This is a genomic window from Neorickettsia findlayensis (assembly GCF_009856525.1).
Lineage (GTDB): Bacteria > Pseudomonadota > Alphaproteobacteria > Rickettsiales > Anaplasmataceae > Neorickettsia > Neorickettsia findlayensis.
This window is the reverse complement of record NZ_CP047224.1, coordinates 610,004-635,955: the sequence shown is the minus strand read 5'-3', so window position 1 is coordinate 635,955 and position 25,952 is coordinate 610,004. Positions and strand designations below refer to the sequence as shown.

Here is a 25,952-nt window from a genome sequence, read left to right as displayed (position 1 = left end):
GCTCCTTTATCGCCCCTGAGCAAAACAGGTATGTCATTCCTTTTGACGCGCTTCTATCTCGCTCCTGAAGTTCTTTATAAGACCTTGTACAGGCCAGGAAGCCGCGTCACCTAATGCACATATGGTGTTTCCCTCAATTTGTTTGGTAAGCTGTAATAAGAAATCAACATCGGATTTTTTTCCCTTACCTTCACTTAATTGTTTCATTATGCTCCACAGCCAGCCTGTACCTTCTCGGCAAGGTGTGCATTGGCCACATGATTCATGCATATAAAAGTGTGAAAGTCTTTCTATGGCACGTATTATGTCAGTTTCTTTATTCATTACGATGATGCCGCCAGTTCCAAGTGCAGAGCCTGCCGCTCTTAGGGAATCAAAATCCATTGTGACTGTTTCTGCAACTTCCTTAGTAATCATTGGTACTGATGATCCTCCCGGTATCACTGCGAGAAGGTTGTCCCAGCCACCTATGACACCACCTGCGTACTCATCAATCAAAAGTTTTAGTGGTACTCCCAATGCCTCTTCGACATTACATGGCTTGTTTACGTGACCGGAGATACAAAATATTTTTGTACCACAGCTGTTTTTGACGCCGAGACTTGCAAACCAATCGCCACCCCTTTTCAGTATTGTAGGGACCGAAGCGATACTTTCCACATTATTTATCGTGGTGGGCTTACCGTACAATCCACATCCAGCTGGGAAAGGGGGTTTCATTCTTGGCATGCCTCGCTTTCCTTCAAGTGATTCTAGCAAGGCTGTTTCTTCACCACAAATGTAGGCTCCAGCACCTCTATGAACAAAAATCTTGAGTTGCTCAGGAATAAGATGTGCATCCATCGCTTCCTGTATAACCCTTTCTAGAACAAGAGATTCGTTATAGAACTCCCCACGTATGTAAATATACGATACGTCTATACGCATCGCATGGCTTGCTAATACTATTCCTTCGATGAGTTTGTGTGGCTCGAAACGTATTATGTCCCTATCTTTACATGTGCCCGGCTCCGATTCGTCTGCATTGACCACTAGATAAGACGGTTTGCCAGTCTCTTTCTCCTTTGGCATGAAGCTCCACTTTATTCCTGTAGGGAAACCCGCACCTCCTCTTCCTCTTAGGCCGGATTTTTTAACTTCTTCTATGATCCATTCAGGTTCCTTATCAAGAAATTGTTTGGTGTCCTTCCAATCACCGCGTTTGAGCGCCTCACTTAATGTGATGCCTTCTCTTCTTTGTATATTGCTAAAGATCCTATCTTTTGGTTTGAGCATGGTTCTCTCTGTCTTAAAGCGAAATTATACAAAAGGTTGGAGAGAAAGTCATAATATTGAATGTCCTTTTTATGTTTAGTGTTTAAGTAGACAAGGTGATTTATTTTCGGTCGATCCTTTTGTAATACTTGCTGCATGTATACTTGAAGAGTTTCTGCTGTGTGAGTGTTAGCATTTATGCATAACTTCATTCCAAATACCGAACACATTATTGCAACACTCATGTTATACAAGCTTAGCATTTCCATGTAGACATCACTCTCACAAGTTCAACTGGAGTGTGATGCAGGTCGACCAAATGATGTGGTAGATATGTACCCAGGTATTACTGCTCAGTCTGTCAAATTTTCATAATTTCTTTCTTCCAGAGAAGTGCACTGGGTTTAGGGCAGTACTTGGCTATTTAAGTCGACGCATCTTCTATGATCACCTGGGGTTTGCTGCTATATCCAAGACTGTCAGCTTTTATCTTTACAAGAAGGCTTGTAACTTCACAATTTAGGATTGCCTCTTTTAGCACGGGATCTGCTCTAAACGCAATCCCGCGAATGCTTGTGTGTGTCCTTGCATCTCTCAGTGTGCAGGCGATATGTCCATCCTCACTAATAATCCGGCTAGTGACGATTCTCACATTCTTTAGCACAAATTTGGGTTCGGGATTGCCCGAACCGTGAGGTGCTAAAATTTTCAGGTCCTCACAAAGGTCACTAGTAATTGTATCGATGTAAAGCTCGCTATCAATACGGATGCTTTCTTGTGTGTCTACCTCTTTGAAGTACTCTTCAAAAAACTCTCTTATTGCTGGAATTTTTTCTACCGCACATGAGAAGCCAGCTGCCATTTTATGACCTCCACCTTCTATTATTAAGCCACTTTCTTTTGCAGCTATCACTGCCACTCCTATGTTTGCGCCCTTTATTGATCGTGCGCTTGCCTTAGCTATGTTTCCGTCAATACTGAGAATAATTGTCGGAAGATGGTAACGCTCTTTGATCCTGGAAGCGACTATTCCTATTATTCCCTGGTGCCAATTCGCACTTGCTGCAAGAATGATCTTCTTGTTTGTCTTCTCTACTTGAGTAATAACTTCCTGGAGTGCTGTCTTTTCAATTTCTTTTCTTTTGAGATTTAAAACACAGAGAGTTGTAGCTATCTCTTCTGCCTCAGCAGGATTTTGTGTCGATAGTAACCTACTTCCTAACGAAGATTGAGATATTCTCCCTCCTGCGTTTATGTGTGGTCCTATTATATAGCCTAAGTGATACGTATCTAATGTATTGAAGAGCTTGAGTTCGTGAGTAAGTGTCCGTAATCCCAAATTTCTTCTTTGATTGATAACTTTCAGTCCTTGTTTAACAAAAGCTCTGTTGATTCCGGTAAGTCTAACGACGTCGCAGACTGTACCTAATGCGACGAGATCTAGATAATTTATAAGGTTAGGTTCGCTTTTATTATCAAAAAAGCCTTTAGTCCTGAGGATAACATTTAATCCTATAAGGAGCAGGAACGATACCCCGACGGCTGCTAAGTGCTCAGTATACGGTACATTAGGCTGGTCAATTCTATTTGGATTAATTACAGCCGTGGCTGGAGGTATTACATCTGCACTTATGTGATGGTCTACAACTATTACGTCCAGGCCAATTGTGTTTGCCACTTCTATTTCAGTGTGAGCTAGGGTACCGCAGTCTACTGTAATGCATAGTGTGTATCCTTCTTTTTTCAGTTGAGTAAATGCAGCTTTGTTTGGCCCATAACCCTCAGTAATTCTATCTGGAATATATACGTCAACCTTTTTACCTATCTCTCTGAAGTAATTTTTCAAAAGCGCGGATGAGGTTGCACCGTCAACGTCGTAATCACCATAGATAACAATTTTCTCATCTTCAGATATTGCTTCCAGTATCCTTTCTATTGCTTCTTTCATTCCAAGCAGGCTAAATGGATCCGGTAAAGTATGTTTGAGTTTCGGATCAAGGAAATTTGCTATATCATCATCTGCTTCGACACGATTGTACAAAACTGATGCAACTGTTAGTGACAGTCCAAATTTTTGTCTTAGGAAGAGTAGTTCTTTATATGGTATGGGATTGTGAACCCAAATACTTCCCTTAATTGATGTCCTGAGGTTTTGCATCATTCTTCTACAATTTGTTTCGATGAAGTGGTTTTCATGTATATTCTACAGGGATCTTGTAGGCTTTTCGATGCTTTCAGGTTCCGGGTGCTAGGAGAGGTTTATGCGAGTTTCTTCCATTTTTTCAGTTCGGCTTTTTCTAAGGTGATAGTATCCTTTATTGTGGTACACCGACTTCTTACGTGTGGGTATCTCACAGAGCATTTTATGTTTGCCGTGTACATAGTTTTGTGCTGAAGTTGTTTATTGAACACCTGATATTACAGTGTCTATTCTCACATTATTGGACATGGTTTTATTGTGCCGTGTCATCATTCTTTGAATTATTTATACTTCACACTTACCTAGTCAGCTATGCAGACTCTAAATAGCATCATGATAGGTTGTGTACCAGGGTAAATGCTTATAGATGCTATAATCCTAATTTTGAGGTTTGGATTATAGGATTGAATCCTTATATATTCATCGTATTGTTTCAATTAGATTCGGAAACATGTTTGTACCATTCGTTTTTACTGCGGAGTAAAGTTGACGAAATATTTTTTTTCTTAATTAGTACGGGTGAAACGCGTTTTCTATCAACACATAAAATAAATCTTGATCTCATGCATTTGTGGAGGAAGTTTTCTCTGTCAAAAATTGCAAATCTGACTTTTCGAAGAATTTCTTTCCAATTTTCCCATGCATGAATTGTCATTATGCTGTCCATGCCGGCAATCCATGTGAAATCATGATGCGGATATTGAGAAGTTAACTTCCTGAGAGTCTTATAGGTGTATACGTCATCACTATTAATGAGCTTAATTTTCTTATTAATACCTATCAATGTACGAGCCATTTCAACCCTAATGTCACAGGGAATATAACAAATCTGCTTGAGTGGATTTTTCCTACAAAAGAGCCACCAAACTTGGTGCAAATTCAGACGTTTTAGTGCCTCCAAAGAAATATATAAATGTCCAGCATGTGGTGGATTGAAAGATCCCCCTAATAGTCCTATTTTCAGTGGCATCGGAAACAATAGGTAAGTGATCAAAAGCGGAGAATATTATCGAAAGTCTGTTTTTGTCAAATCTTTTTTAGCGACAATGAGTAATGAACATTAGGTTGGAATAGGGTCCGTGTACTGCGTAAAGATATCAAAGAGTAAGCACACAATTGATGTTCATTTTTTAGGTATCTGAAGTGCTCAGAACTGTCCCATATTTTTTGGCATGAATAAGGACTCTTTCTGTTGGTAGTGTGTGCCTTAAATTGTGTGTCTATTGAGGCAAAAAGTTACCTAGTTATATCAAAAACGCTCCTATCAAGAGTACCGTTATAGCACACATCACTAAGAACCATTCTTGTTATTTGTTTAGATTCATCCTCAAGAAGTATTTCTCTTATTTCAGGTGGAGAATGGCTAAGCACAAGGACATATCTCCTATTTTTCGAAGATCTTCCAAGATAAAAGAGCCCACCAGCAACGGCTTGTTCATATTTATGTAAAGCTCCAAGATCCGACATTACCAATAATAGAGGATCCGATTTACCGACAAAGAAGCTCTTGGATTCCTTTAATGCGGCATCATAATAAGTTACCATGCCCTTATTCATCACCACAGAGACACCTTCCCCATGATAGTCAATCCTGAAGTTATGGGGAATAGAAAGAAAAAGATTTCCAACACTTAGTGTGCCGTCAGGGTTATGCTGAACGAAGGTAGCACAAAACGTCCTGAGTGAGGCTAGGTAATTCACCAGCGCAGCACTATCAACGGCGTGGGACACCCGCACACAGGAGAAAAGGAAGACACAGAACAAAACTGCGAACTCCTTTACTGACACTGCATACCTACTTAAAGAGAGGAACTAAAACTCTCAGCATTATTTGTTAGACAAGAGCGCCATAATCTCGTCAAGTCTTCTATCCATTTTTGCAAGACGCGCGCGCAGCTTTTTCAGCGATTCCTGAACCTCAGTCTTAAATGCATCCTCACCTGTCCCTTCCATACCAGACATGAGATTGCCAAGCTTTTCAGGGTCCTTCATATATTCACTTTGGAGCTTCATAAACGGAGCCAAAGCTTTCTGGAGGACTTCTGGATTCTCCGTAAATTTTTTAATTTGCTCCTGTACAGACTGCATATACTCTTCGGACAAATTTTCGAGATCCAAATCTAAGTCTGCGTCTTCATTTTTTACGTTATCAGCCATAAAACCCCCCTGATATTTACACTGCTTGAGCTGTTATGTATCAAAAACCCTCTGATCATGTTAACCTCTCAAGAGGTAACTAGTCAATCAGATGTCTATATTTAACAAGGATTGTAAGACTCAAAATACATTGAATTTATTAATCTCTAGTGTTTTTCACGATCTTGGTAATTGTGTTTCTCTATTGAGTTTGTTGGTCGAGGTCAATAGAGATGACCCAAAGGCCTTTGATTTTAATGAGTTGCTTGAGGTAAATTCTCGAATGCTAATAAATCTACGCGTCCTACAATATATGTTCCTCCAAGGCAGTAAAGGTGCGAGAGCATTAGCAGATATTGAGCAGTATTTGCTTTATAAAGGGAAAAAAGTAGTTTTTCACTTTGGTATCGAATCTATTCAGGACGAATTTTTCATGCTGATGTTGCATTCGTTGCTACTTCTAAGTAGGTTGCTTACTGACTATGCTAAAATCGACGTTTTCGCAACCAATATGGAACTGAAGTTCAGTGTAGTTTGTGATGTCCCAATCGATGAGGAGCGACTCAAATTGTTTGACCGTATTACTTCTTCCTCTGAAGATGAAATAGCACTTCCAGAGCACTATAGATCCCACTTGTACTATATAAAGGGGCTTTTAGTTGCCTTAGGGTTGCGTATCAATACTGCGTTTGAGATTAAGGAGTTTATGTTGCGTATTCTTCCTCGTGATTGATGCAATACGTCGTTGTGATTGGCGGAGGGCATGCTGGAGTTGAGGCTGCTGCTGCGTCTGCAAGACTTGGAGTTGAGACTCTCTTAGTAACAAACAGTGTGATGAACATCGGTGAGATGTCGTGTAATCCTGCGATAGGGGGTATAGGGAAGGGCAATGTTGTCAGAGAAATAGACGCTATGGGAGGTGTTATGGCTCTGGCGATAGATAGGGCTAGTATACATTCCAGAATACTCAATCGGAGTAAAGGTGCTGCCGTTTGGGGTCCTCGTGCTCAGGCGGATAGGAAACTTTATAAGTGTGCAGTGCTTGAGCTGCTTACAAAGTATGAGAAGCTCAGTATTCTTGAAGACCATATCACTGATCTTATTATTGAAAATGATCGTCTCACTGGTGTGGTCGGAGAAAAAACCGGGACTATTCAATGTAGTGCTGCTGTTTTAACCACTGGGACCTTTTTAAATGGTGTTATTCAGACTGGTAAGGAGAGGGTAGAAGGGGGCAGGTTTGGTGAAAAGGCATCACAATGTTTGGGAAATAAACTGCGGCAACATTTTAAAATTTCTAGGTTAAGAACTGGAACCCCAGCGCGTCTTTATAAAGACTCTATTAATTACTCTTCACTTACTGAACAGCCCGGTGATTCTCCGCCTACACCATTTTCGTATATGAATGCTGAAGTAACGGTGCCGCAGGTCTCTTGCTATATAACTCACACAAACGGTAAGACTCACGAGATCATAAGAAATTCACTTAAATTTTCTGCAATTAGAAATGGCGTGTCTGCTAGGGGGCCACGCTATTGTCCATCTATCGAGGATAAAGTTGTCCGTTTTGCCGAAAAGGATAGCCACCAAATCTTCCTAGAGCCAGAAGGTCTGGACTCAGAGCTTATATATCCAAATGGGATCTCCAACTCGCTTCCTAAGGAGATACAGGACGAATTTATCCGTAGTATCGCGGGTCTTGAAAAGGCAAGAGTGGCAAGATATGCGTACACAATAGAATACGATTATATTGATCCAAGAGAATTACGTTCTACCTTGGAGAGCAAGCGAGTAAAAGGTCTCTATTTTGCTGGTCAAATAAATGGAACGACGGGCTATGAAGAAGCAGCTGGTCAGGGTATTGTTGCTGGAAGTAACGCCGCAGGTGCAGGTCTGATAATTGGTAGATCCGAAGGGTATATTGGCGTAATGATAGATGATCTCATCACGCTTGGTACCAATGGTGAACCGTATAGGTTATTCACTTCCAGGGCAGAGTATCGGCTTAATCTGCGTTCTGACAACGCGGATTTTCGACTCACTGAAAAAGCATATGGAGTAGGTTTGGTTGATGAGGAACGCTACGCAGCGTACAGGAAGAAATACGAAACTTTTCACAAGTACAAAAACAAGCTCAATGAACTTTCAGCCACTCCTTATGAATTGGCAAAGATCGAAGGTATTTCTGTCGCTCAAGATGGGGTAAGGAAAAGTGCCTGGAATCTTATGACACAACCACTTTTTGTTTTTGAAGATTTGTTGAGAATTTGGCCTGAGTTATCTGAGTTGCCGAAAGAGTATAGGGAAATGCTTATGATCAATGCTAGATATGAGCCGTATTTGCTCAGGCAGGAGCAGGATATCAAACTACTTCGAAGTAATGAAAAGGTTGCTATTCCTTCAAACTTTGATTTTGGTGCCATAAAGACTCTTTCATCGGAAGTAATAGAAAAGCTTGAAGCGGTACGTCCGGAAACGCTCGCTCAGGCTAAGAGGATCTCAGGTGTTACACCTGCTGCAATCGTGTCAATTCTGATTCATTTGAGGGGATTGGGTACTGAAAGGTTTTGACTTTTTCCTGAAGATTTGGATCTGAGTCCCAGCTCTTGAACAGCTAGATTAGTTTTAAGAAGAACCTACTCGTGAGTGGGATAGCAACGTTTATCAAAGAAAGCACTGACATTGGTATGTGATGTAGGACCGAATTCTCTACTTCAAAATTGTGCAGCATGTTGAAAATCTTCCAGCTATAAATCGCAGTGATGATGCTTCCCATTACCAGAATCAACAAAGTTAAATAGTGCTGCGTGTGTATCACCAGAAGAAGGAGCTCGAGCTTTCCCAGAAATCCTGCCGTAAAAGGAACTCCAGCCAAACTAAGTGTTGCTACGAGAAGATAAATGTTTTTTATGGGTGACAGTTTATGCCTTTTTTCGGTGTGATGTATTGATCCTCCAGCTAGCATGAAAAGTGCCGATTTAGTCACTGCATGTGCAAGCATTTGAAGCATTGCAACTGAAACAGAATAATCAGAGCCAAGTGAAAGTGTCAAAGAAATGTAGCCAATTTGTGAAATGCTGGAATAGCTAAGTGTTCTCCTTATATCTTGTGTTGTAATTGCCTGTAAACCACATACAAAAATTGCTAGTGTGCTTAAAAGCAATATCATCATGTTCAATGGAAATCCAGAAAGAGCCAGGACACGTGTACCAAATATTGTGTAGATAAACTTAGCTAGTAGATACAACCCAACTTTTGAGCTCACTCCCGACAAAAATGCTGCTACGGTTGTGCTTGTAGAACTATAGCAACGTACCAACCAGAAATGTAAAGGAAATAAAGCGCATTTACCTATTATGCCAAGTATTACGAGTGTTGCACCTGCTCTGCCGGCATGTGAACTTAACACTATATCTGACATGGAAGTGATGATTCCAATATTAAGGTGTCCGGTGACTGCGTATATGAGTCCGGTTCCAATCAAGTAGAACGTTGCAGCAATCGTTCCTATTATTAGATATTCAAATGCCGCTTTGTACGATTCTTGAGTACCTTTAGTCGCAACGAGTGTGTAGCTTGCTAGCGAGGATAGTTCGAGAAAGACATAAATATTGAATAAGTCGTTTGATATAACCATCCCAGAAAGGCCGGTGTGACACAGCATTAAGATGCTATAGAAAAAACTTTCCCTATCTTTCTGGAAAGAGTGTAGTACTGTCAGCGTTGTAACCGTATTGAGGAGAAGCAGCATAATTGCCGTGTAGTGATCAGCTGCAATTTCGATTCCGTAGATGGAATCCCATCCACCAACTGTGAGCGATATTTTTGTTCTTTGTGAGGTATATGCAAATATCGCGATTGAGCTACCAATACCAAATGCTTGTGCAATAAGTAAGAGAGCACGCTTATAGACTTTCCTATTTGAAAAGACTAATGAGAGCGCAGCAAGCAGTGGCGAGATCACCTCTAGGATTAAAAGAGTTTTGTACATTCTTGGATCAACTCTTCATATATGTGTGATACGTTAAATCAACTTTGGTGGGCAACCTATTTGTCTTCACTGCTGCACCTCCACAAAACTAGTTACACCTACTATAGCGTAGATAAAAAAGAGCTGACATAGCCATCTCCATACAGGCAATCACGAGATCGTATGAACGAATCCCGCCCATAGAATTTGTCCCAATTAGTCCGTTTATGTAATACGAGAATGCACACATACCATCTGTTCATGTAGACCTTGATAACTTTTCCAGGCAACGCTTTAATACAGCTTCAACAGTTAAACCAAAGTGATTATACACTTTATCATACGGTGCGGATAAACCGAACTCCTTGATGTTGAGAAGGAACTCTGAATCCACACCAAACATGGAACTAATCATTAAACCTGAGCTCGCCTCGACAACAAATGGTATGCTCCCAGGTTCAATTAGTTGCTTCCTATTGTGGTCAGTAGAGTTCTTTTTTAGAACGGAAATGCAGGGCACGGATAGTAGGTCTGTTGGATAGCCTAATTTTTCTAGCGCACTTTGAACTTCAGCGCAGATGCTAACTTCGGACCCGCTTGCCAAAAGGGAGACTTTTGCTTTTCTAGATGCTTTTTTTATTAGGTATGCGCCCTTACAGCACATGTTTTCTTCTGGGAATTCCCTTTGTAAAAAATTTACTTTCTGCCGAGACAAAACTATTACTGACGGTGCATTTGTAATGTTCAAGGCGGCCTGCCAGGATTCTACTACCTCTATATAATCACATGGCCTGAAAACGTATAAATTTGGAATGAGATTTAAGCTATCTAGTTGTTCAATCGGTTGGTGAGTTGGTCCGTCTTCACCAACGCCTATTGAATCGTGTGTCATCACATATATGCTTTGTAGACCCATCAATGCAGACATCCTAATGGAGGGCCTCATATAGTCTGAGAAGATAAGGAAAGTTCCACCATATGGGATAATGTTTCCGTGTAGTGCCATACCGTTCATACACGCTCCCATAAAATGCTCTCTGACACCGTAGTGTATGTAGTTCCCGTTATAATTGTTGGCGCTTATCGCTTTAAATGGTTCCGGGATCACGTTATTAGAGCCGGTAAGATCGCACGAACCCCCGAGCATTTCGGGTATTTTACTTGTGAGAAATTGTACCACTCTTCCAGAAGATTGTCTTGTTGCTTCGGAGGAAACTGCTTGACTGCGGGTCTTCAGTTCATTGAATATCTCTGTGTATTTCAGTAGATGATATTCTTGTGGCTCAATGCATAAATCTTGTGTTGAGCTTTTCAAATTGCATTTACCAATATTGCTGTCCGATGTAGTATGACACAATGCTTTTTTATCCCTAGATGTTGATAGTTCGGGACTATCGCACGCACCACCGTTTGCGTTGTTCTGTTTTTGTGGTTGTTCAGGTGAATTCCACATACCCTCTGGATAAGGTGTTCCTGATGCAAAGATGTGATCTTTCTCATGTGAAGTGATACTGCCGGTTGAGGCCTTACCACTGCTCAGAAGAAAATCAGTACTACAGCCGGCTCCTGTTCTTTTGAAAGCCAATGAAATTTCTGTAGGAAGATTATTGTAAGCAAGTTGCCATTCCTTATATTTTGCTAGACTGGCCAATGAGCGCCACTTTTGTAAGATATCTTCGGGGATAGAGAACTCTTCTAATGGGTATTCTAACCTTTTCCTAAATGCAATCACTTCTTCTTGTGTAAGGCCACCACTGTGGGTCTTGTTGCTACCTTCATTTGGCATGAATTTGCCTATCACTGTTTTTGCCGCAACTAGAGACGGCCTATCAGATGATCTGGCATTTGCTATCGCACCTTCTATTGCAGCAAAATCATGGCCATCTATTTGCTGTACATCCCACCCGTAACTTTCAAAACGTTTTAGATTGTCATCTGATGAGCATAATGATGTGCTCCCGTCGATTGAAATTCCGTTATCATCGAAAAGAAGCACTATCTTACGGAGTCTCATATGACCTGCAAAAGATGCTGCTTCATGGCTGATTCCCTCCATAAGACATCCATCTCCAGCAATGATGTAAGTATAGTGGTCTATGATGTCCCCGAAGCGGCTGTTTAAGGTTGCTTCTGCCAATGCCATTCCTACACCCGTTGCAAGACCCTGTCCAAGAGGTCCAGACGTATTCTCTATCCCTTTTGCAATCCTGTACTCAGGATGTCCAGGTGTTTTCGAGTGCAACTGCCTGAAATTTTTGATTTCTTCAATTGTGTAGTCTGGGTAACCGGTTAGGTACAATAGAGAATACAATAGCATCGAGCCATGGCCTGCTGACAATACAAAACGATCTCTATCAGGCCAGTCGGGGTCGCTAGGACAAAACTTGAGAAACTTTGTAAATAGGACAGTTGCGACGTCTGCCATTCCCAAGGGCATCCCAGGATGCCCAGAATTTGCACGGCTCACCGCATCTATAGTCAATGCACGTATTGCTGCGGACATTCTTCTCATTGTTGTTTGAGCTAGTCACGAGAAAACGTGCATTATAACACATACTAGTCTGTGAATCCTTAGTTTTGATATTAGTGGTGTTCATGTGTATACAACCTTTTTTTGTTGCCATTTGTGTTAAAGGTTAATGTGAAGAAATTGTCAGCGATCGTTATGCGAATATTGTATTTCTGCTCCTTGAGTCGTAATTGAAGGACAGATTTCTATTTGGAGCATCGTTGCAAACGAGTTAGTTAGCGCGACCCTACCTGCCAAGCTGATTTTCTGACTTGTCTAAATTAAAGGTGACTGACTGAATGGTCGGATTATACAGACGGACGTTCATTGCCGGACCACATCTAGCTTTTGATGTTGGATAAGTCATTGACAAGAAGTGCATAAAACTTATCACGTGTGCTAGCTGCTTTCCGGTTTTCTTGCGTCTTCTCTCAAATTCTTGTTGTTTTTCCGTATTTATAAACTGATACAAGTAGTAATGCTGGAATGCACTTTCCTCATCGGCTCCACTTAGCTTTTTGTCTTTCTCATTATGCAGTTCAGGTAAAGTAACCTTTGGGAGAGGTATTTTCTCTCTTTCATACTTTATTAACTGTAGAACTTTGGAAAAAGAACTCTTCTTCCCCTCAATTTTCACAGAAGATATTTTCGATGGTGCAACAGAATCGTAGAAATGTACAAGGATTTTTTTTACAAAAACAAGAAATTTTCTCATATCTTACAAGCCGTATTACCTTACGAAATATTACCGTTTATTGAGTTCTATAGAGTGTCCAATCCATCTCAGATACTACGATTAACATCAACTCTACCGTAAACAGTGTAACCACTCAATTTTTGCGATTGGTATGTGTTTTTAGGTAAGGTCATGCAGCATCACTCTTTTTCTTTTTGCTTTCATTTTATCTGAGAAGGAGCTTCCTTATTGGAGCAAACTTCCTTCTGTGGTGATCTGTAACTCCATATTTTGCTAGCGCCTCAAGGTGTGCTTTTGTTCCATAACCTTTGTTAAACCTCCAGCGGTAATACGGATATGCATGGTCTAATTCTTCCATCAATCTATCCCGAGTAACCTTTGCAACAATCGAAGCGGCCTTTATTTCCTCATAAATTTTATCGCCCGAAATTATACTTTTTACTTCTTTATATTTTTCGGCATTATGAATAATATCTCTACCATCTATGAGTACCGTTGTGGGCATTACAGGAAGTCTTTCTAGCGCTCTTTCCATGGCTAGCAAGGTTGCATTTAGGATGTTCATTGTTTCTATTTCTTTCACAGTGCTCATTCCTACAGCGCTGTATGAGTTACTCATAATTTTGTCATACCATGATAGCCTTGCAGCACTTGAAAGGGCTTTTGAGTCTCCTGGGATAGCGAGATTCTCCTTTAAAATAACTGCACATGCTACGACCGGTCCAGCTAAGCAACCTCTTCCCACCTCGTCTATCCCAGCAATGAGTGTATTTTCCGATTTTCTGTATACCATGTGCTAAATTTTGGTATTGAATTGTTTTTTCAATGACAAATTTGTGAGTGTTCAAAGTATAGGAACTTTATGATTTTACTTTCCAAAGTGTGCTTTTAAAATGGTAAGCTAGATAACCTTCAGTGTTATAGTATCATTTTGGTTGGCTTACACCGGGAAAATGGAAATAAAATATGCTCTTGATGAGATAAATCAAGTTGCCAGGATGATCGTCTCCATATTAAACGGCAAGCGAACTATTTTATTACGTGGAGAGCTTGGTGCTGGTAAGACGCATCTTTCTGCTGAAATAATCAGATGTCTTTTCGTAAAGATGGATTTAGTTGTGCGAAGTCCGACCTACAGTATCGTAAACATATATCGATCTGATGGTTATGATATAGCTCACCTTGATCTCTACCGGGTGAAGAGTACAGAAGAATTATATGAACTTGGATTGCAAGAGATCCTTAAAAATTATTTTTGTCTAATAGAATGGCCTGAAGTGATGAAAAATTCTTTTATCAATGCATCTGAAGTTCTTCATATTACAATCGCTGTGATAGGAGATGATAAGAGAATACTCCATCTGAATTGACAAAAGTGCCCCGTTTTGGTACTACAAGCCCGGTTCTGGTGATGCTATTGGCCATCGCACTTGTGATGACTGCAAAATGTTGCTATTTCGATTTTTAAATTTTAAAAATTGAAATACAGGATATGAGGTGATATGTTCTGAGTCCGGCTTACTAGAGCATCAACCTAGCTCTAATCTCGTTATTTTGTCATCATCAATATCCAGTTCATCATGGTGTACGAGAAAGATAATTCCGTTCCGCGCTAATCTTAAATCAAAGAGTTCTGTGAATAGTTTTATACTCCTCTTGTCCAAGTGAATAAAGGGTTCATCAAGTATCCAAATCTTTGAGTTGAATAGCAGAAGTTTCGATAGACTCACTTTTTTTTTCCAGCCACTAGAGAGTTTTCTTATTTCTATGTTCGATATTTTTGCCAGGTCGAAAAATTCTAATGTAGCTTGGAGTAAATGGGTGCAATTCCTCAGCTTCGCCCAAAAATATAGATTCTCTAGTACAGTATGCTCCTCATCACAGGCTAGTTTTTCTCCAATATAAGTGATTTCACTATGAGGTTGAATTTTTTGAGTAAAATCTTCTCCAATACTTGTGTTGATCATAAGCTTCTTGGTTTCTTTTTTTTCCTCATGTTTGTGTTTGTTGCACAAAGTGCTACCTACAACACTTGCAGTTTCTAACTTGTTGTATGCGTCATCTAGGTTTTGATTGTTGGCAGTTTTATGAAGACAGTGTTCATATCCTGCTTGTCTAACTGACCTGTCTTCTATTGTAAGATGGTGTCCACACAAGTTTTTCTCTTTTTTAATTGTCTCTGTAGTGAGTGTCTTATCCTGTTGTTTTGCTTCCTCTTTCCAAATCGCTTCTGGTTCATTGTTTCTAGCGTCTCCCTGTGAATAGAATGATATGCTTCCAGAAAAGGTTTTGAGCACTCCTGCAATAATACGCAACAATGTTGTTTTCCCAGTGCCATTATCACCTTTAATCCACAAAATCTGGCCACTTTTCACTGAGAAGTTTACATCTGAGAGAATCCGTATTCCCTCCCTAGCAAAACCGATATTTTTTCCATCTACTCTAAGCATATGATAGAAACTCTTTTACGTATGGATTGTCGCTGGTGTCTAATGAGTCTGTTTGTCCTTGCCATATGATCTTTCCCAAGTGCAGCATTGCAACTCTGTCTGAAACTTTTCTGCTGCACTTAAGGTCATGTGTCACAATTATACTAGATACATCTTCCTGCATAGTATATTCCCTGATCATCTCTGTTATCTTGTGAGCAGTTACTGGATCGAGTCCACTTGTGGGCTCATCAAAGAAGATGATTTCTGGCCGTGTTATAATCGTTCTTGCAACGGCTATCCTCTTTTTCATTCCTCCAGATAGTGCGGATGGATATGATGCCAAAATCCTAAGCGGTAGCTCGGTTTTGCAAAGGATTTCCTTTGATAATGCAATTGCTGCTTGTTTGCTTACTCCGTTGCTTTTGGTCAGCGGGAAACACAAGTTTTCCAAGATTGTCATGTCGTCAAAAAGGCAGTCGTTCTGAAAAGAGATCGCTATATTGTGTTTTCTCACAATTTCTTCCACGTTCTCTTTGATTTCCTTACCATTAAAAAGGACTATACCTCTATTTCTGGGTATAAGTCCGATAATTGATTTGAGTAAAACAGACTTGCCCTCACCAGACTTACCGATAACGGATAAATTCTCCCCAGGAGAGAGATCGAGGTTTATGTTATCTAGGATGCTTCTATTATAAAAATATACCGAAAGGTCACGAACACTGATCTTACTTTCCATGAAATATAGCTAATGTAATCAGATAGTTTGACAGCAGTATCAGTACAAAGGATGCTACTACTGAGTTTGTTACTGCTATTCCGACGCCTTTTGCGCCATGTGTAGCTCTCAAAGCATTAAAGCAGCTTACACTTGCTGTGATAAAGCCAAAAAAGAACGATTTTGTCATTCCAGACATAAGATCCTTGTACGTAACAAAGGTAAGTGTGTCCGATATATAAAGCATTTCGCTAAACGCAAATTTATACGTTCCTATAAGGTAACCACCCAGCATTCCAAACAGTGCGGAGATTATCGACAACACAGGGAAAGAAATCAATGCTGCGATGATTTTGGGAAATACAAGGTAAGCGTGTACATTGATCGAGAGTGATTTTAAGAGGTCCACTTGTTCTGTGACTCGCATTGTACCAATCTCTGCTGCTATTGTTGAAGCAACTCGCCCCGCAACAATTATGCCAACAACAACAGGTCCTATTTCACGAGTAATCGATTTTGCTAGTACTTGCGCAACCATCGTTTGTGATTGAAAAAGGTCAAGACCAGAATAGGTATGGAGTGCAAGCATGGCTCCCATAAACACAGCAGAAAATGCAACGATTGGCACCGAGTAATATCCTATCAGAAACAGCTGTTTTACTATTTCCACACAATACACCTTCCTACTACTTAGGAGGACGCTTAGGTTGAAAAGTGTAAAATCACCGACGATTCTAATTGTATTCTTAATATAACTATACATCGTGCAACGCACATTTAAATACGAATGCTCTTTCCTAATCGGAAAAGTGGAGGGGATCGTCCTGCTCTTATACCAACTCAAGATAAGCTAATCAAGTTCACAGTGTTCTTGCTCAACTTTCAGATTCGAAAGATATAGGTGATAATGATTGGAAAACGTAACTGATATGACTCTAGAAACTCTAAACGACCGATTCAACTTTGGGATAACATTGGGAATCGAGTTAGAATTCTATAGTAACGAAAAGATCGAGTTCTTTAAGGAGTTGATTTCTCACCACTTTTGTTTGATCGAACGTATTGCCGAAGAAAAAGGGAATGGGCAGTATGAAATCTCAACACTCCCGACCAACAACATCTCTCTTCTTCTAAGTGAAGTAAATAATTTTAAGGTTCTTGTGCGTGAAATAGCAGACTTTTCAGCCAAACCACGCATGGACCAACCCGGAAGTGCTTTGCATGTTCATGTCAGTTTGCACGATAAAGAGTCCCAAAAGAATATAACCAGACTTGAGCCTAAACTAAGAAGTTTTATCGTCGGTGGATTTTGTCATTTAATGCGTTCTTCGATGCTTTGTTTTGCTCCCAGTATAGAATCTTATAAGCGTTTCCAATATTACGATAAATTCACGCCCAGGTTTATAAATTGGGGTTTTGAAGAGAACAAAACCAATGCTGTACGAGTTACATATGATACGATAGAGCACAGAGTAGCAGGGGCAGATGCAGTGCCTTCAAAAGTATTAGGACAAGTAATGCGTGCGATTGAGTATGGAATTTGCAATGAAGTCGTTCCGCGAGCGCCAAATTTTGGCGAAAGTCAGTATGCAGATGCATTCCATGATAGGCTGCCACTTTCATACTCTGAAGCTATACTTTACAGTGGTGAGCACGCTTGTTTTGCGGGCGCAATGTGTGTGAATAGTTTTGGAATTCAGAATCATTCAGGCAAGGTTGGTGTCGAAAAGTGTTTATGCTGTCACTAGCTAGATTCCTCAGAATTGACTATAAGCAAACTTGAGTTGTAAGGTGCGTTTTTCCTGAAACAAAACCGGCAAGCGAAGCCACAATGAGCGGGATGCAGCTAGCAGTGTTCAGTGTCGAGACTAGTTTCATAAACACAGAGAAACGCGTGCCAGCGGAGGGACTCGAACCCCCAACCTACTGATTACAAGTCAGTTGCTCTACCAATTGAGCCACGCGGGCAGCACTTGGAATCTTACTACAATCCTGCTGTACAGACAATACTAACCTCTTAAGCTGTAATGACTAATTTTGATAAGAGAAATTGAGGTGTGTGATGAAAATGCCTAATTCATCTTCAAAAATATATTTTGAAGTTTACGTACTTTCTATTGAGCGTTTGTTCAGTATTTGCAATTTTTAATTGGTTCAACAATGTTTTGGTCACTCATTTAGCCCATAAACCGATTCTACCGGTTCAGATGTTTTGTTCTGTGGACTCCTAGAGCGATCCATTGATGATTAAAGTGACTAATTCGTCTATAAGTGTCTTTTTTTCAAGCAGAAATGTTGTGCTAACAATTTCCTTAACCTTTTTGAGGGAAATAGTGATAGTATTTTGAGGGTCATTTTTTGCGTCTCCATCTTTTATATCATCCACAGCTTGAAAAATGACGCCTATTTCGTACCCAAATGCTTCTAATACAGTAAGCTCGCTTTGTGCACCGTTTGCAATGTGACCAACACTAGAACAACTCAATGCAAAAAGTGAGCCAGATTTCATTTTATTGATTTCATCTGCTGTGAGTGTAGAACCACTTCCCACGTCATGAACCTGTCCTGCAATCATTTCTAATATGTATTTGGAAGTCCTTTGCACAAGCGGTGCACCGTAACGACTGAGCATCTGATAAGCCAAAACCAACAAAGCATCTCCAGCGAGTATGGCGGTGCTCTCTCGGAAAGCGATATGACATGCAGGCTGATTCCTTCTTTCGTTTGAGTTATCTAAGGCTGGGAGATCGTCATGTATGAGTGAAAAGGAGTGAATCATTTCAATTGCAGCGGCAACTTCTATGGTATCCACATATGGGATATTAAATAGTGTGCCAAGTTCTAGCACTAGAAAGCCACGAATATGTGAGCTTTCTGCAAGAAGGGAATATCTAATTGCTTGAAAAAGTTCATCTTCACTTGGAAAGAGAGCTAGACTCTCTTTTAGAGTTTCATGAATCAGTCTTGATGCTTTTTGCAACTTTTTTTGAACAGTCATATTAGGTCTTTTGATGGTTATTACGAATAAAAAATGTGAAAAGTAGAATGATCCTGCAACGTCGTCTTACCTTCGATGACCAAGATCACGTAACTTTCGTTGAGAATCAATGTATCGCTGTATGATTCTCCAGCTGCACCAGCCTAATAATCCAATGTATACAAGGTATGCGGTAATTACGTAGTACATATAGACCCCGAATAAAATTTTTTTTGCTCTTTAGTATGCAGATCTTCTAGTACAAGAGCGCCATCTAGTGCGACGTCAATGAAAACGCCTCTTTCTAATTTTCCATTTGCATTAAAGTCGATTTCCTTTCCTAACAAGAATGCTTTGCTTCTCCATATTGCAACGATTTGTTCAATTGGTTTGCTTTCGTGCTTTCTAAGTGAGGCTAGGATCTGGAGTGGAAGTTCATTGAGAGAAATCAGGTGGTACTTGTCCAAACAGGTGGTCCATTCATACGGTGAATGTAGTACGTTTATTCCTATCCCTATGACTAATTTGCCGGAGTTGTATTCCAGTAATATTCCACAAATTTTTTTCCCCCCAACCAGGATATCATTAGGCCACTTGTACTGAAGATTCTCTACCCAATTTGAGAGCAATTCACCTACTGCAACAACTACTTTAAAAACAATTTCTCCTGTTTTTACATCTTCGTTGAACAGCCCAATACTCATGAAAAGATTGCCTTCCATGATTTTCCAATCACTTTTTCCATTTCTTGTTTTTCCAAAAAGCGGTTTTTCTCCAATTAGGAGTGTACAATTGCCCTTCGAGATGAAATCTTTTACAGCGTCATTCGTGTTTTCTGGAGATTTAAGGCGTATTAAGCTAAGAGGACGCGAGAACATTATAGGTATGCAAACAAGCGAAACAGAACATATCTACAGAGCATTTTGTAGAGTAGCTTAATATCGAATCGGTACTGCTGCAACGAGGAGCTGGTCCCAATGAAACATGCGCACTTAAATATCCACGCGATATGATCGTAGTCCTGAGAGAGAATGTGTGAGCACGGCGAAGACCTATCCATGCACTAGAAAATAACATTAGAAATCAAATAATGCAGGGATCAGTAAACCAGAAGTATAAACCCGAATGTTGAGAACAGGGCACACAAAATTACTACCGAACTGAGAAGCTTATTATGTCTCAAGCTTGCCTCAGTATTCTGTTCTGTTGTGTTTATAAAATAGGTTTCCTTGGCTATTCTTGCGTAGTAAAAAGCTGAGATGATGCCAGCAAGCATTGAAAAAAGGGCAGTGGGAATATGGTTTGTTTCAACGAGAGTCTTCACTATATATGCCTTGCTCCAGAACCCTATAAACGGTGGCACTCCAGCGGAAGAGAAAAGCAAGAGTACAAATGCAAGGGCAACAAGGTTATTCGAGCACCTGAGCTTTTTCAGAGAACTGATATGTTTATCTTTGAGCATCAATACGACAGACAGAATGCCAAGATTTGTGAAAGAATACACTAGTGCATATGCAATTCCTGGATTTCCAAACGATAGACTTGCTGAGTTGCTTATTCCAAGCAGCATGTAACCGACGTGTGTAATGGATGCAAATCCTATAAATCTCTTAATATTTTTTTGTCCAAAGGCAGAAAACGTACCAAAAGCAATGGACAAAATACCACAGATAAAGAGTATGTTCCTAAGATATTGAGAGTTTTTCATCAGCTCAATAGGGTAGGCAGATTCATCGTACGCAATAGGTTCCACGTTAGAGATGAGCGAGACTAATACTACAATGAGGGAAAGTTTCGGCAGCACAGCAAAAAATGTTGTAGAAATCGTAGGAGATCCTTCGTAGATATCACCTATCCATGCATGAAAGGGTGCGGCAGCAATCTTAAACATTAGTCCTGAAATGAATAACAGAATTCCTATAGAGTGGATTTTATTGTCTGCTACAAAAAGGCTTTTTATCGAAAGATCACCGGAAACCGTAAATATTAATGATATTCCGTATATCATTACTGCCGACATGAATGTTCCCAGAAGTGTATACTTCACACCTGCTTCTGTGCTTTTAATCGATTTATGCTTTATACAAGCCAGTATGTATTGTCCTATGCTATGAAGTTCTACAGCTAGGTATAGGGACGGTAAAGTGCTTGACGAAACAGAAAGTAGCATTCCAAGGAGCGAAAGTAGCACTAAGACTGAAAAATTTTTTGAGTATGATTGCTTTACTGCGACAGCCTGTACAAAAAAGATACAGGCAAAAGCAAGTATTACAAGCTTAACAGTTTGTGTGAAAGGAGAGATGTGTAGCATCCCATTTAAGATTTCAACTGATGTGCGAGTATAACTGAAAAACGTCACTGCAAAAGTGATCAACACAGAAACCAGTCCAAGCTCATTCTTGCCTTTTAAGAAAAGCAGCAAACAGGAAAGAGTAAAAAGTGTGATTTCAGGTAGTAAAAACAGATACTGATTCATCTCAAAAAATTAAGAAGCAAGTTCGGGTAAAGTCCCAAAATCATAACCAAGATGGTTAAAGTAAAGATTGGTATGGCCTCATGTAGTTGAATATCTTGAAAGATGTTGCCCGTCGGGGAGCCCCAGATAATGCGTCTGCAAAGGTAGAGCATATAACATGCTCCTAGAACTACACCAGTAGTGCAGAGTATTGCAAACACCTCTGTGCTCTGAAACAATCCCGCAAGTGCAAGGAACTCACCCACAAAGCCTGCGGTACCAGGAAGGCCAATCGCCGCAAGTGAAAAGAGCACAAATGCAAACCCTAACTTGGGAGCGAAATTCATTATGCCAGAGTGGTCAGCAATTTGTCTTGTTGCACTGCGGTTGTAAATGGAGCCTATACAGAAAAATAATCCTGAGGAAACCAAACCATGACTTACCATTTGAAATATAGCCCCTTTGTATCCTTCAATATTGAAGGCAAAAAGACCGGCAGTTACGATTCCCATATGTGCAATCGATGAGTATGCGATTAGTTTCTTCATGTCTGTCTGTGCGAGTGCGACCAACGAGGTGTAAATTACTGCAATTGCACTGAGCGAAAGTGCTAAAGTAGAGAACTCTCTGCTGAGCGATGGAAGAATTGGCAACAAAACTTTGAGCATTCCATATGCCCCTAGTTTTATCAGCACGCCTGCAAGTATTACTGAACCTTCTGTTGGTGCTTGAACATGTGCGTCTGGGAGCCATGTATGAAACGGAAACATTGGTATCTTGACGGCAAATGCAAAGAATAACGCAATCCAAATAAGTTTTTGTGCTGCAACCGGGATTGTCTCTTCTACCAAATAGATTAAGGAGCTAATTTCAAGCGTACCGAGTTCTGTAAATAGGTATAAAATCGATATTAAAAATCCAACCGATCCAAACAATGTGTATAAAAAGATCTTAAATGCTGCATGTACTCTCTTCTTGCCCCCCCAGAGACCAATAATGAAAAAAATTGGGACGAGCGAAAGCTCAAACATTATGTAGAAGGTAAGTAGATCCGTTGCCAAAAAAAACACCGCGAGCACGAATTCAAGCAAGAATAGCATGCTAAGATAGCCAGAAGATCTGTCCTTTGCCATGACCATGCAGAGCATCGTAAGCAGGGACGTCAAAAGCAGCATTATGCAGGAAAGTTCATCCATTTTGAGTATGATCGCTCCCACTTGAAAGACCACAAACTCGGAACCAGCACGTGCAGCTAAAACAAGAGAAATCAAAAATGTGGAGGCAGAAAACAGAATGGAAAGATAGTATCTACTGTTTGATGCAAACAACACAATCAACGATGCAAACAAGGGAAGCAGCAAGAACAGTGGTGTCATTATTTTGCTATGGATAACCCCTTCTGAACAACGAGCGAGCACAAGTTGTATCATCCTTGACAGCGCAAGTAAATAAATTCTGTCATCTAAAGCTAAGTCTTGTTTGGTCTTTAGCCATTAATTCTGGGGCGTGAGCAGACACTCATTTTTCGGGAAAAGTGTTTCGTAGATTTGATGTTGAGTGCGATATAATGTCTCAATCTATTTGTAGGTGGCGAACCACATGGCCGAGTTGTTTGATCCAATAGATAAGATTTTGCTACTTGAGGAGAAAATGCTTGAGGTGGTACGTAACCTCGTTTCTGGGAGTAGAGTTGTCGATTTATTACTGTCCAAGCCAAGGGGATTTATTAATAGGCGTAATTTTAAGGAGGTTGCAAATTCAATAGATGGAGAGTTTGTAACAATTGAGGCAAAGTATGAGGGATCAAAAGAGCACTTTCACAAATTTAGACGAGTAAGGCGATTCCACAAGTTTTTCTTCAAAGACAAAAATGGAGATTCCTTAGAAGTGATTTTTTTTGCAAAAACTCACTTACAGAGGAAGCTCAAAATAGGAGAATGGTACCTTGTAAATGGGCGAATAGGAGCAAATGCTCAGATGTTTCATCCTGACAAGATATTAAAACGTAGTGAGCTGGCTAATCTATACGCATTTGAGCCAAAATACCGTCTGTCAGATGGTATTACTAACTACCAGTTCTCGTCTTTGGTTGATAGATTGCTCAAGTCATATGAACCCCCTCAAGAGTGGCTGGAGAAAACGTCCCTAAGAAGGAACAGCCTAATATCATGGGAGAAAGCAATCAAGCAGTTGCACCATCCATCATCGGATGTGGAGTTCGAACAGGCATGCAAAAGGCTTGCTTATGATGAAATTCTTGCAATGCATTTGGTGAACAACAGTCTCTATACTCGAGTCTTGAATCAGAAGAAGGAGCGCATAAAAGGTGATGGCAGCATGACTGCTCTTTTGCGTTCACGATTGCCATTCAGTTTAACAGCGGGTCAAGAAGAGGTGATAGAAAAAATCTATGCGTTACAGGGGCAAACCCTAAGAATGATAGCGCTGCTACAAGGTGATGTTGGAAGTGGAAAGACACTTGTTGTGCTTTTCGCCATGCTTAATGCAGTGGAGATGGGTAAGCAAGTCGTTTTACTCTCACCAACTGTTGTATTGGCTAAGCAACATTTTGAGGTTCTGCAAAAATTGGTCCCGGAAGTAAAACCTGTGCTTCTAATCGGTGGACAGATTGCTTGCTCTAAGGAGCAACTTTTACAAGATATTAGATCTGGGGATGCAAAAGTCATTGTTGCCACGCATGCGATTTTAGCTGGTGAGGTGCCTTTCTTTGATCTGGGGCTCTTGGTCATAGATGAACAACACAGATTTGGAGCAAATCAAAGGACGAAGTTGGTCAGAGAGAATCCCGGGGTTGACCTAGTGCTCGTAAGTGCTACCCCGATTCCTCGTACAATAGGGCAAGTGTTGTTTGGTTCGATCACCTTGCTGAACCTTAAGGAAAAACCCAGGTCTAGACCAGTTGTAACTACCTCTACAGTAGCAAAAAGCAAAATTACAAAGCTCATTGATAGGATTAAAGTGGTTCTCGGAAAAGGGTCCAAAGTATTCTGGATTTGTCCTGTGATTGAGGAGAGCGAAAATTCAAGTGTCGTTTCTGTAACGGAAAGGTTTCGACTGCTCAAGAAACACTTTGCCGATGAAGTAGATTGTGTTCATGGCGTGTTGTCAGCCCAGAAAATGGAGGAAAAACTCACTCTCTTTCGCAACGGTAAAACGAGAATACTACTTGCTACGACCGTTGTTGAGGTTGGTGTAGACATTCCGGACGTAGACGTAATAGTTATTGAAGATGCAGACCATTTTGGACTAGCTCAGCTCCATCAACTTAGAGGCAGAGTTGGTCGCGGAAACAAAAAGTCTTTTTGCATTCTTCTGTATGATTCCCACAAAATCACTGAAAACGGAAAGAAAAGGCTAAAGATACTTAGAGAATCTAGCGATGGTTTCTTCATAGCGGAAGAAGATTTTAAACTGCGTGGTGTTGGTGATATTTTCGGGGTCAAGCAATCCGGATTTTACAAGTTTAAGTTTTTAGATAGACCTTTTGAACACTCATTTTTCGAGAGTGCATCAAGGGAAGCACAGGATGCTATACATATGGGCAGGATAGCTCAATATGAGGTGTTGATAAAAGTATTTTTTTCAGATAATAATTATTACCTGTAGCTCGGCTCTAGTCCGCGCTGTGTCTTGTTTTCGGAAAAGGTTTGTTTTCGGTCTAAATTATATTTGATGCCTACAATCAATCAGTTGGTGAGGAAGCCCAGGAAGGCTCCTGCCAGGATAAATAGGGTTCCAGCACTTAATAGGAATCCCTTGAAAAGAGGAATATGCTCTAAGGTTTATACGACAACACCTAAGAAGCCGAACTCTGCGCTGAGGAAAGTTGCCAGGGTGAGATTATCTGGTGGAGCTGAGGTGATTGCGTATATTCCTGGTGAAGGACACAATCTTCAGGAACACTCTGTTGTTTGTATACGTGGTGGACGCGTGAAGGACTTGCCTGGTGTGCGTTATCACATAGTCAGAGGGGTGTTTGATACCGAGGGTGTCAAAGGAAGAAAAAAAGGAAGATCTAAGTATGGTGCTAAGAAAAGTTGACAGGAGTTTAGATGTCTAGGCGAAATGTAGCCAAAAAGCGTGAGGTCTCTGCGGATAGGAAGTATAACAGCAAGATCGTTGCGAAGCTTATAAATCATGTGATGAAAAAGGGTAAACGTGCGCTGGCGGAGAAAATAGTCTATGGTGCTATGGAGAAGGCTGAGAAACAGCTTGGTGTTCCAGCAATGGATGTACTGACAGGTGTGCTAACGAATATTTCTCCAGCTGTCGAGTTGCGTTCCTTTAGGGCTGGGGGTGTGAATTATAGAATCCCGGTCCCAATAAAGGAGGATAGATCCCGGTTTATTGCGTTCGGGTGGTTGCTATCTGAGGCGCGCAAGCGTAAAGGTATGTGTTCTAGGGATAGGCTAGCGCTAGAGCTCTTGGATGCTCATTCTAGTCACGGTGGTGCGTTTAGGAAGTTTGAAGAGAATCTTAAGGTTGCCGAGTCTGGGCGCGCGTTCTCGCATTTTAGGTTTTTCAATACTGGGGGTGCTAGAAGAAGCAATCCTAGTAACAATGTTACTGGTAATAGGTAGGTG

At 40.6% G+C, this 25,952-nt stretch carries 23 protein-coding genes and 1 tRNA gene; 7 read left to right on the top strand and 17 right to left on the bottom strand.

The genetic code is table 11. From position 1 onward, the window contains the following. Nucleotides 1-33 precede the first annotated feature (33 nt). The 5 genes from nuoF to GP480_RS02885 form a co-directional block, all read right to left on the bottom strand. Nucleotides 34-1,275 carry an NADH-quinone oxidoreductase subunit NuoF gene (gene nuoF / locus GP480_RS02905; RefSeq protein WP_160095715.1) on the bottom strand — a complete coding sequence of 414 codons (1,242 nt, stop codon included), beginning with the start codon at nt 1,273-1,275 and terminating at the stop codon, nt 34-36. A 403-nt stretch (nt 1,276-1,678) separates the two neighbouring features. Continuing rightward, complete coding sequence (gene recJ, locus GP480_RS02900) at nt 1,679-3,415, bottom strand: single-stranded-DNA-specific exonuclease RecJ (protein WP_237111309.1); 1,737 nt, start codon at nt 3,413-3,415, stop codon at nt 1,679-1,681. 472 nt (nt 3,416-3,887) lie between these two features. Next, on the bottom strand, nt 3,888-4,424 hold the full coding sequence (locus GP480_RS02895; RefSeq protein ID WP_160095713.1) for a nicotinate-nucleotide adenylyltransferase: 537 nt from the start codon (nt 4,422-4,424) through the stop codon (nt 3,888-3,890). A gap of 266 nt (nt 4,425-4,690) precedes the next feature. Continuing rightward, the gene (locus GP480_RS02890; protein ID WP_160095711.1) at nt 4,691-5,242 is read right to left on the bottom strand and encodes a LolA family protein; all 552 of its coding nucleotides are present in this window, start codon (nt 5,240-5,242) and stop codon (nt 4,691-4,693) included. Between the two features lie 39 nt (nt 5,243-5,281). Next, nucleotides 5,282-5,611 carry a hypothetical protein gene (locus GP480_RS02885; protein ID WP_160095709.1) on the bottom strand — a complete coding sequence of 110 codons (330 nt, stop codon included), beginning with the start codon at nt 5,609-5,611 and terminating at the stop codon, nt 5,282-5,284. Between the two features lie 91 nt (nt 5,612-5,702). Here GP480_RS02885 and GP480_RS02880 point away from each other — a divergent pair, with 91 nt between their 5' ends. Both GP480_RS02880 and mnmG read left to right on the top strand, forming a co-directional pair. Beyond that, nucleotides 5,703-6,323 carry a hypothetical protein gene (locus tag GP480_RS02880; protein ID WP_160095707.1) on the top strand — a complete coding sequence of 207 codons (621 nt, stop codon included), beginning with the start codon at nt 5,703-5,705 and terminating at the stop codon, nt 6,321-6,323. After that, a complete protein-coding gene (mnmG, locus tag GP480_RS02875; protein WP_160095705.1) occupies nt 6,323-8,161 on the top strand; it encodes a tRNA uridine-5-carboxymethylaminomethyl(34) synthesis enzyme MnmG in 1,839 nt (612 codons plus the stop codon). Before GP480_RS02880 ends, mnmG begins: the two co-directional genes overlap by 1 nt. Before the next feature lie 43 nt (nt 8,162-8,204). Here mnmG and GP480_RS02870 read toward each other — a convergent pair whose 3' ends face one another. The 4 genes from GP480_RS02870 to GP480_RS02855 form a co-directional block, all read right to left on the bottom strand. After that, on the bottom strand, nt 8,205-9,581 hold the full coding sequence (locus GP480_RS02870) for a proton-conducting transporter transmembrane domain-containing protein (RefSeq protein ID WP_160095703.1): 1,377 nt from the start codon (nt 9,579-9,581) through the stop codon (nt 8,205-8,207). A gap of 238 nt (nt 9,582-9,819) precedes the next feature. Then, on the bottom strand, nt 9,820-12,072 hold the full coding sequence (locus GP480_RS02865) for a transketolase family protein (protein ID WP_160095701.1): 2,253 nt from the start codon (nt 12,070-12,072) through the stop codon (nt 9,820-9,822). Nucleotides 12,073-12,316: 244 nt separating this feature from the next. Beyond that, nucleotides 12,317-12,784: a hypothetical protein gene (locus GP480_RS02860; protein ID WP_160095699.1), complete on the bottom strand. Its 468-nt coding sequence runs from the start codon at nt 12,782-12,784 to the stop codon at nt 12,317-12,319. 187 nt (nt 12,785-12,971) lie between these two features. Then, nucleotides 12,972-13,559, bottom strand: a complete 588-nt coding sequence (locus GP480_RS02855; protein WP_160095697.1) for a ribonuclease HII — start codon at nt 13,557-13,559, stop codon at nt 12,972-12,974. Between the two features lie 160 nt (nt 13,560-13,719). Here GP480_RS02855 and tsaE point away from each other — a divergent pair, with 160 nt between their 5' ends. Then, the gene (tsaE, locus tag GP480_RS02850; protein WP_160095695.1) at nt 13,720-14,136 is read left to right on the top strand and encodes a tRNA (adenosine(37)-N6)-threonylcarbamoyltransferase complex ATPase subunit type 1 TsaE; all 417 of its coding nucleotides are present in this window, start codon (nt 13,720-13,722) and stop codon (nt 14,134-14,136) included. Between the two features lie 159 nt (nt 14,137-14,295). Here tsaE and GP480_RS02845 read toward each other — a convergent pair whose 3' ends face one another. Genes GP480_RS02845 through GP480_RS02835 form a run of 3 tightly spaced genes read right to left on the bottom strand, consistent with a single transcriptional unit; the run spans nt 14,296 to nt 16,679 of the window. Then, on the bottom strand, nt 14,296-15,216 hold the full coding sequence (locus tag GP480_RS02845; protein WP_160095693.1) for an ABC transporter ATP-binding protein: 921 nt from the start codon (nt 15,214-15,216) through the stop codon (nt 14,296-14,298). Continuing rightward, nucleotides 15,209-15,937, bottom strand: coding sequence for an ABC transporter ATP-binding protein (locus tag GP480_RS02840; protein WP_160095691.1), 729 nt, complete (start codon nt 15,935-15,937; stop codon nt 15,209-15,211). The genes GP480_RS02845 and GP480_RS02840 overlap by 8 nt, the downstream gene beginning before the upstream one ends. After that, a complete protein-coding gene (locus GP480_RS02835; RefSeq protein ID WP_160095689.1) occupies nt 15,927-16,679 on the bottom strand; it encodes an MlaE family ABC transporter permease in 753 nt (250 codons plus the stop codon). Before GP480_RS02835 ends, GP480_RS02840 begins: the two co-directional genes overlap by 11 nt. Before the next feature lie 148 nt (nt 16,680-16,827). Between GP480_RS02835 and GP480_RS02830 the strand changes: the two genes are divergently transcribed. After that, complete coding sequence (locus tag GP480_RS02830) at nt 16,828-17,664, top strand: type I glutamate--ammonia ligase (protein ID WP_237111308.1); 837 nt, start codon at nt 16,828-16,830, stop codon at nt 17,662-17,664. 147 nt (nt 17,665-17,811) lie between these two features. Here the strand turns inward: GP480_RS02830 and GP480_RS02825 are convergent. From GP480_RS02825 to GP480_RS02805, 5 genes are all read right to left on the bottom strand, one after another. Then, a tRNA-Thr gene (locus GP480_RS02825) sits at nt 17,812-17,884 on the bottom strand. A gap of 259 nt (nt 17,885-18,143) precedes the next feature. Next, on the bottom strand, nt 18,144-18,914 hold the full coding sequence (locus GP480_RS02820; RefSeq protein ID WP_160095687.1) for a polyprenyl synthetase family protein: 771 nt from the start codon (nt 18,912-18,914) through the stop codon (nt 18,144-18,146). A gap of 176 nt (nt 18,915-19,090) precedes the next feature. Continuing rightward, on the bottom strand, nt 19,091-19,771 hold the full coding sequence (locus GP480_RS02815) for a biotin--[acetyl-CoA-carboxylase] ligase (RefSeq protein ID WP_160095685.1): 681 nt from the start codon (nt 19,769-19,771) through the stop codon (nt 19,091-19,093). 221 nt (nt 19,772-19,992) lie between these two features. Next, nucleotides 19,993-21,369: an NADH-quinone oxidoreductase subunit N gene (locus GP480_RS02810; protein WP_160095683.1), complete on the bottom strand. Its 1,377-nt coding sequence runs from the start codon at nt 21,367-21,369 to the stop codon at nt 19,993-19,995. Next, entirely contained in the window at nt 21,366-22,778 is a 1,413-nt protein-coding gene (locus GP480_RS02805) for a complex I subunit 4 family protein (RefSeq protein WP_160095681.1), read from the bottom strand. Before GP480_RS02805 ends, GP480_RS02810 begins: the two co-directional genes overlap by 4 nt. A 169-nt stretch (nt 22,779-22,947) precedes the next feature. Between GP480_RS02805 and GP480_RS02800 the strand changes: the two genes are divergently transcribed. The 3 genes from GP480_RS02800 to rpsG all read left to right on the top strand — a co-directional run bounded on the left by GP480_RS02800 (nt 22,948) and on the right by rpsG (nt 25,949). Further along, nucleotides 22,948-24,975 (top strand): ATP-dependent DNA helicase RecG, encoded by a 2,028-nt coding sequence (locus GP480_RS02800; RefSeq protein ID WP_160095679.1) that lies wholly within the window; start codon nt 22,948-22,950, stop codon nt 24,973-24,975. Between the two features lie 66 nt (nt 24,976-25,041). Beyond that, nucleotides 25,042-25,410, top strand: coding sequence for a 30S ribosomal protein S12 (gene rpsL / locus GP480_RS02795; RefSeq protein WP_067979827.1), 369 nt, complete (start codon nt 25,042-25,044; stop codon nt 25,408-25,410). A gap of 11 nt (nt 25,411-25,421) precedes the next feature. Further along, nucleotides 25,422-25,949 (top strand): 30S ribosomal protein S7, encoded by a 528-nt coding sequence (gene rpsG, locus GP480_RS02790; RefSeq protein WP_160095677.1) that lies wholly within the window; start codon nt 25,422-25,424, stop codon nt 25,947-25,949. Nucleotides 25,950-25,952: the final 3 nt, after the last annotated feature.

Bases quoted from the DNA above. Each gene is read 5' to 3' on its own strand.
- nuoF (WP_160095715.1), bottom strand. From the start codon at position 1,275: ATGCTCAAACCAAAAGATAGGATCTTTAGCAATATACAAAGAAGAGAA.
- recJ (WP_237111309.1), bottom strand. From the start codon at position 3,415: ATGATGCAAAACCTCAGGACATCAATTAAGGGAAGTATTTGGGTTCAC.
- GP480_RS02895 (WP_160095713.1), bottom strand. From the start codon at position 4,424: ATGCCACTGAAAATAGGACTATTAGGGGGATCTTTCAATCCACCACAT.
- GP480_RS02885 (WP_160095709.1), bottom strand. From the start codon at position 5,611: ATGGCTGATAACGTAAAAAATGAAGACGCAGACTTAGATTTGGATCTC.
- GP480_RS02880 (WP_160095707.1), top strand. From the start codon at position 5,703: ATGTCTATATTTAACAAGGATTGTAAGACTCAAAATACATTGAATTTA.
- mnmG (WP_160095705.1), top strand. From the start codon at position 6,323: ATGCAATACGTCGTTGTGATTGGCGGAGGGCATGCTGGAGTTGAGGCT.
- GP480_RS02870 (WP_160095703.1), bottom strand. From the start codon at position 9,581: ATGTACAAAACTCTTTTAATCCTAGAGGTGATCTCGCCACTGCTTGCT.
- GP480_RS02865 (WP_160095701.1), bottom strand. From the start codon at position 12,072: ATGAGAAGAATGTCCGCAGCAATACGTGCATTGACTATAGATGCGGTG.
- GP480_RS02860 (WP_160095699.1), bottom strand. From the start codon at position 12,784: ATGAGAAAATTTCTTGTTTTTGTAAAAAAAATCCTTGTACATTTCTAC.
- GP480_RS02855 (WP_160095697.1), bottom strand. From the start codon at position 13,559: ATGGTATACAGAAAATCGGAAAATACACTCATTGCTGGGATAGACGAG.
- tsaE (WP_160095695.1), top strand. From the start codon at position 13,720: ATGGAAATAAAATATGCTCTTGATGAGATAAATCAAGTTGCCAGGATG.
- GP480_RS02845 (WP_160095693.1), bottom strand. From the start codon at position 15,216: ATGCTTAGAGTAGATGGAAAAAATATCGGTTTTGCTAGGGAGGGAATA.
- GP480_RS02840 (WP_160095691.1), bottom strand. From the start codon at position 15,937: ATGGAAAGTAAGATCAGTGTTCGTGACCTTTCGGTATATTTTTATAAT.
- GP480_RS02835 (WP_160095689.1), bottom strand. From the start codon at position 16,679: ATGTATAGTTATATTAAGAATACAATTAGAATCGTCGGTGATTTTACA.
- GP480_RS02820 (WP_160095687.1), bottom strand. From the start codon at position 18,914: ATGACTGTTCAAAAAAAGTTGCAAAAAGCATCAAGACTGATTCATGAA.
- GP480_RS02815 (WP_160095685.1), bottom strand. From the start codon at position 19,771: ATGTTCTCGCGTCCTCTTAGCTTAATACGCCTTAAATCTCCAGAAAAC.
- GP480_RS02810 (WP_160095683.1), bottom strand. From the start codon at position 21,369: ATGAATCAGTATCTGTTTTTACTACCTGAAATCACACTTTTTACTCTT.
- GP480_RS02805 (WP_160095681.1), bottom strand. From the start codon at position 22,778: ATGATACAACTTGTGCTCGCTCGTTGTTCAGAAGGGGTTATCCATAGC.
- GP480_RS02800 (WP_160095679.1), top strand. From the start codon at position 22,948: ATGGCCGAGTTGTTTGATCCAATAGATAAGATTTTGCTACTTGAGGAG.
- rpsL (WP_067979827.1), top strand. From the start codon at position 25,042: ATGCCTACAATCAATCAGTTGGTGAGGAAGCCCAGGAAGGCTCCTGCC.
- rpsG (WP_160095677.1), top strand. From the start codon at position 25,422: ATGTCTAGGCGAAATGTAGCCAAAAAGCGTGAGGTCTCTGCGGATAGG.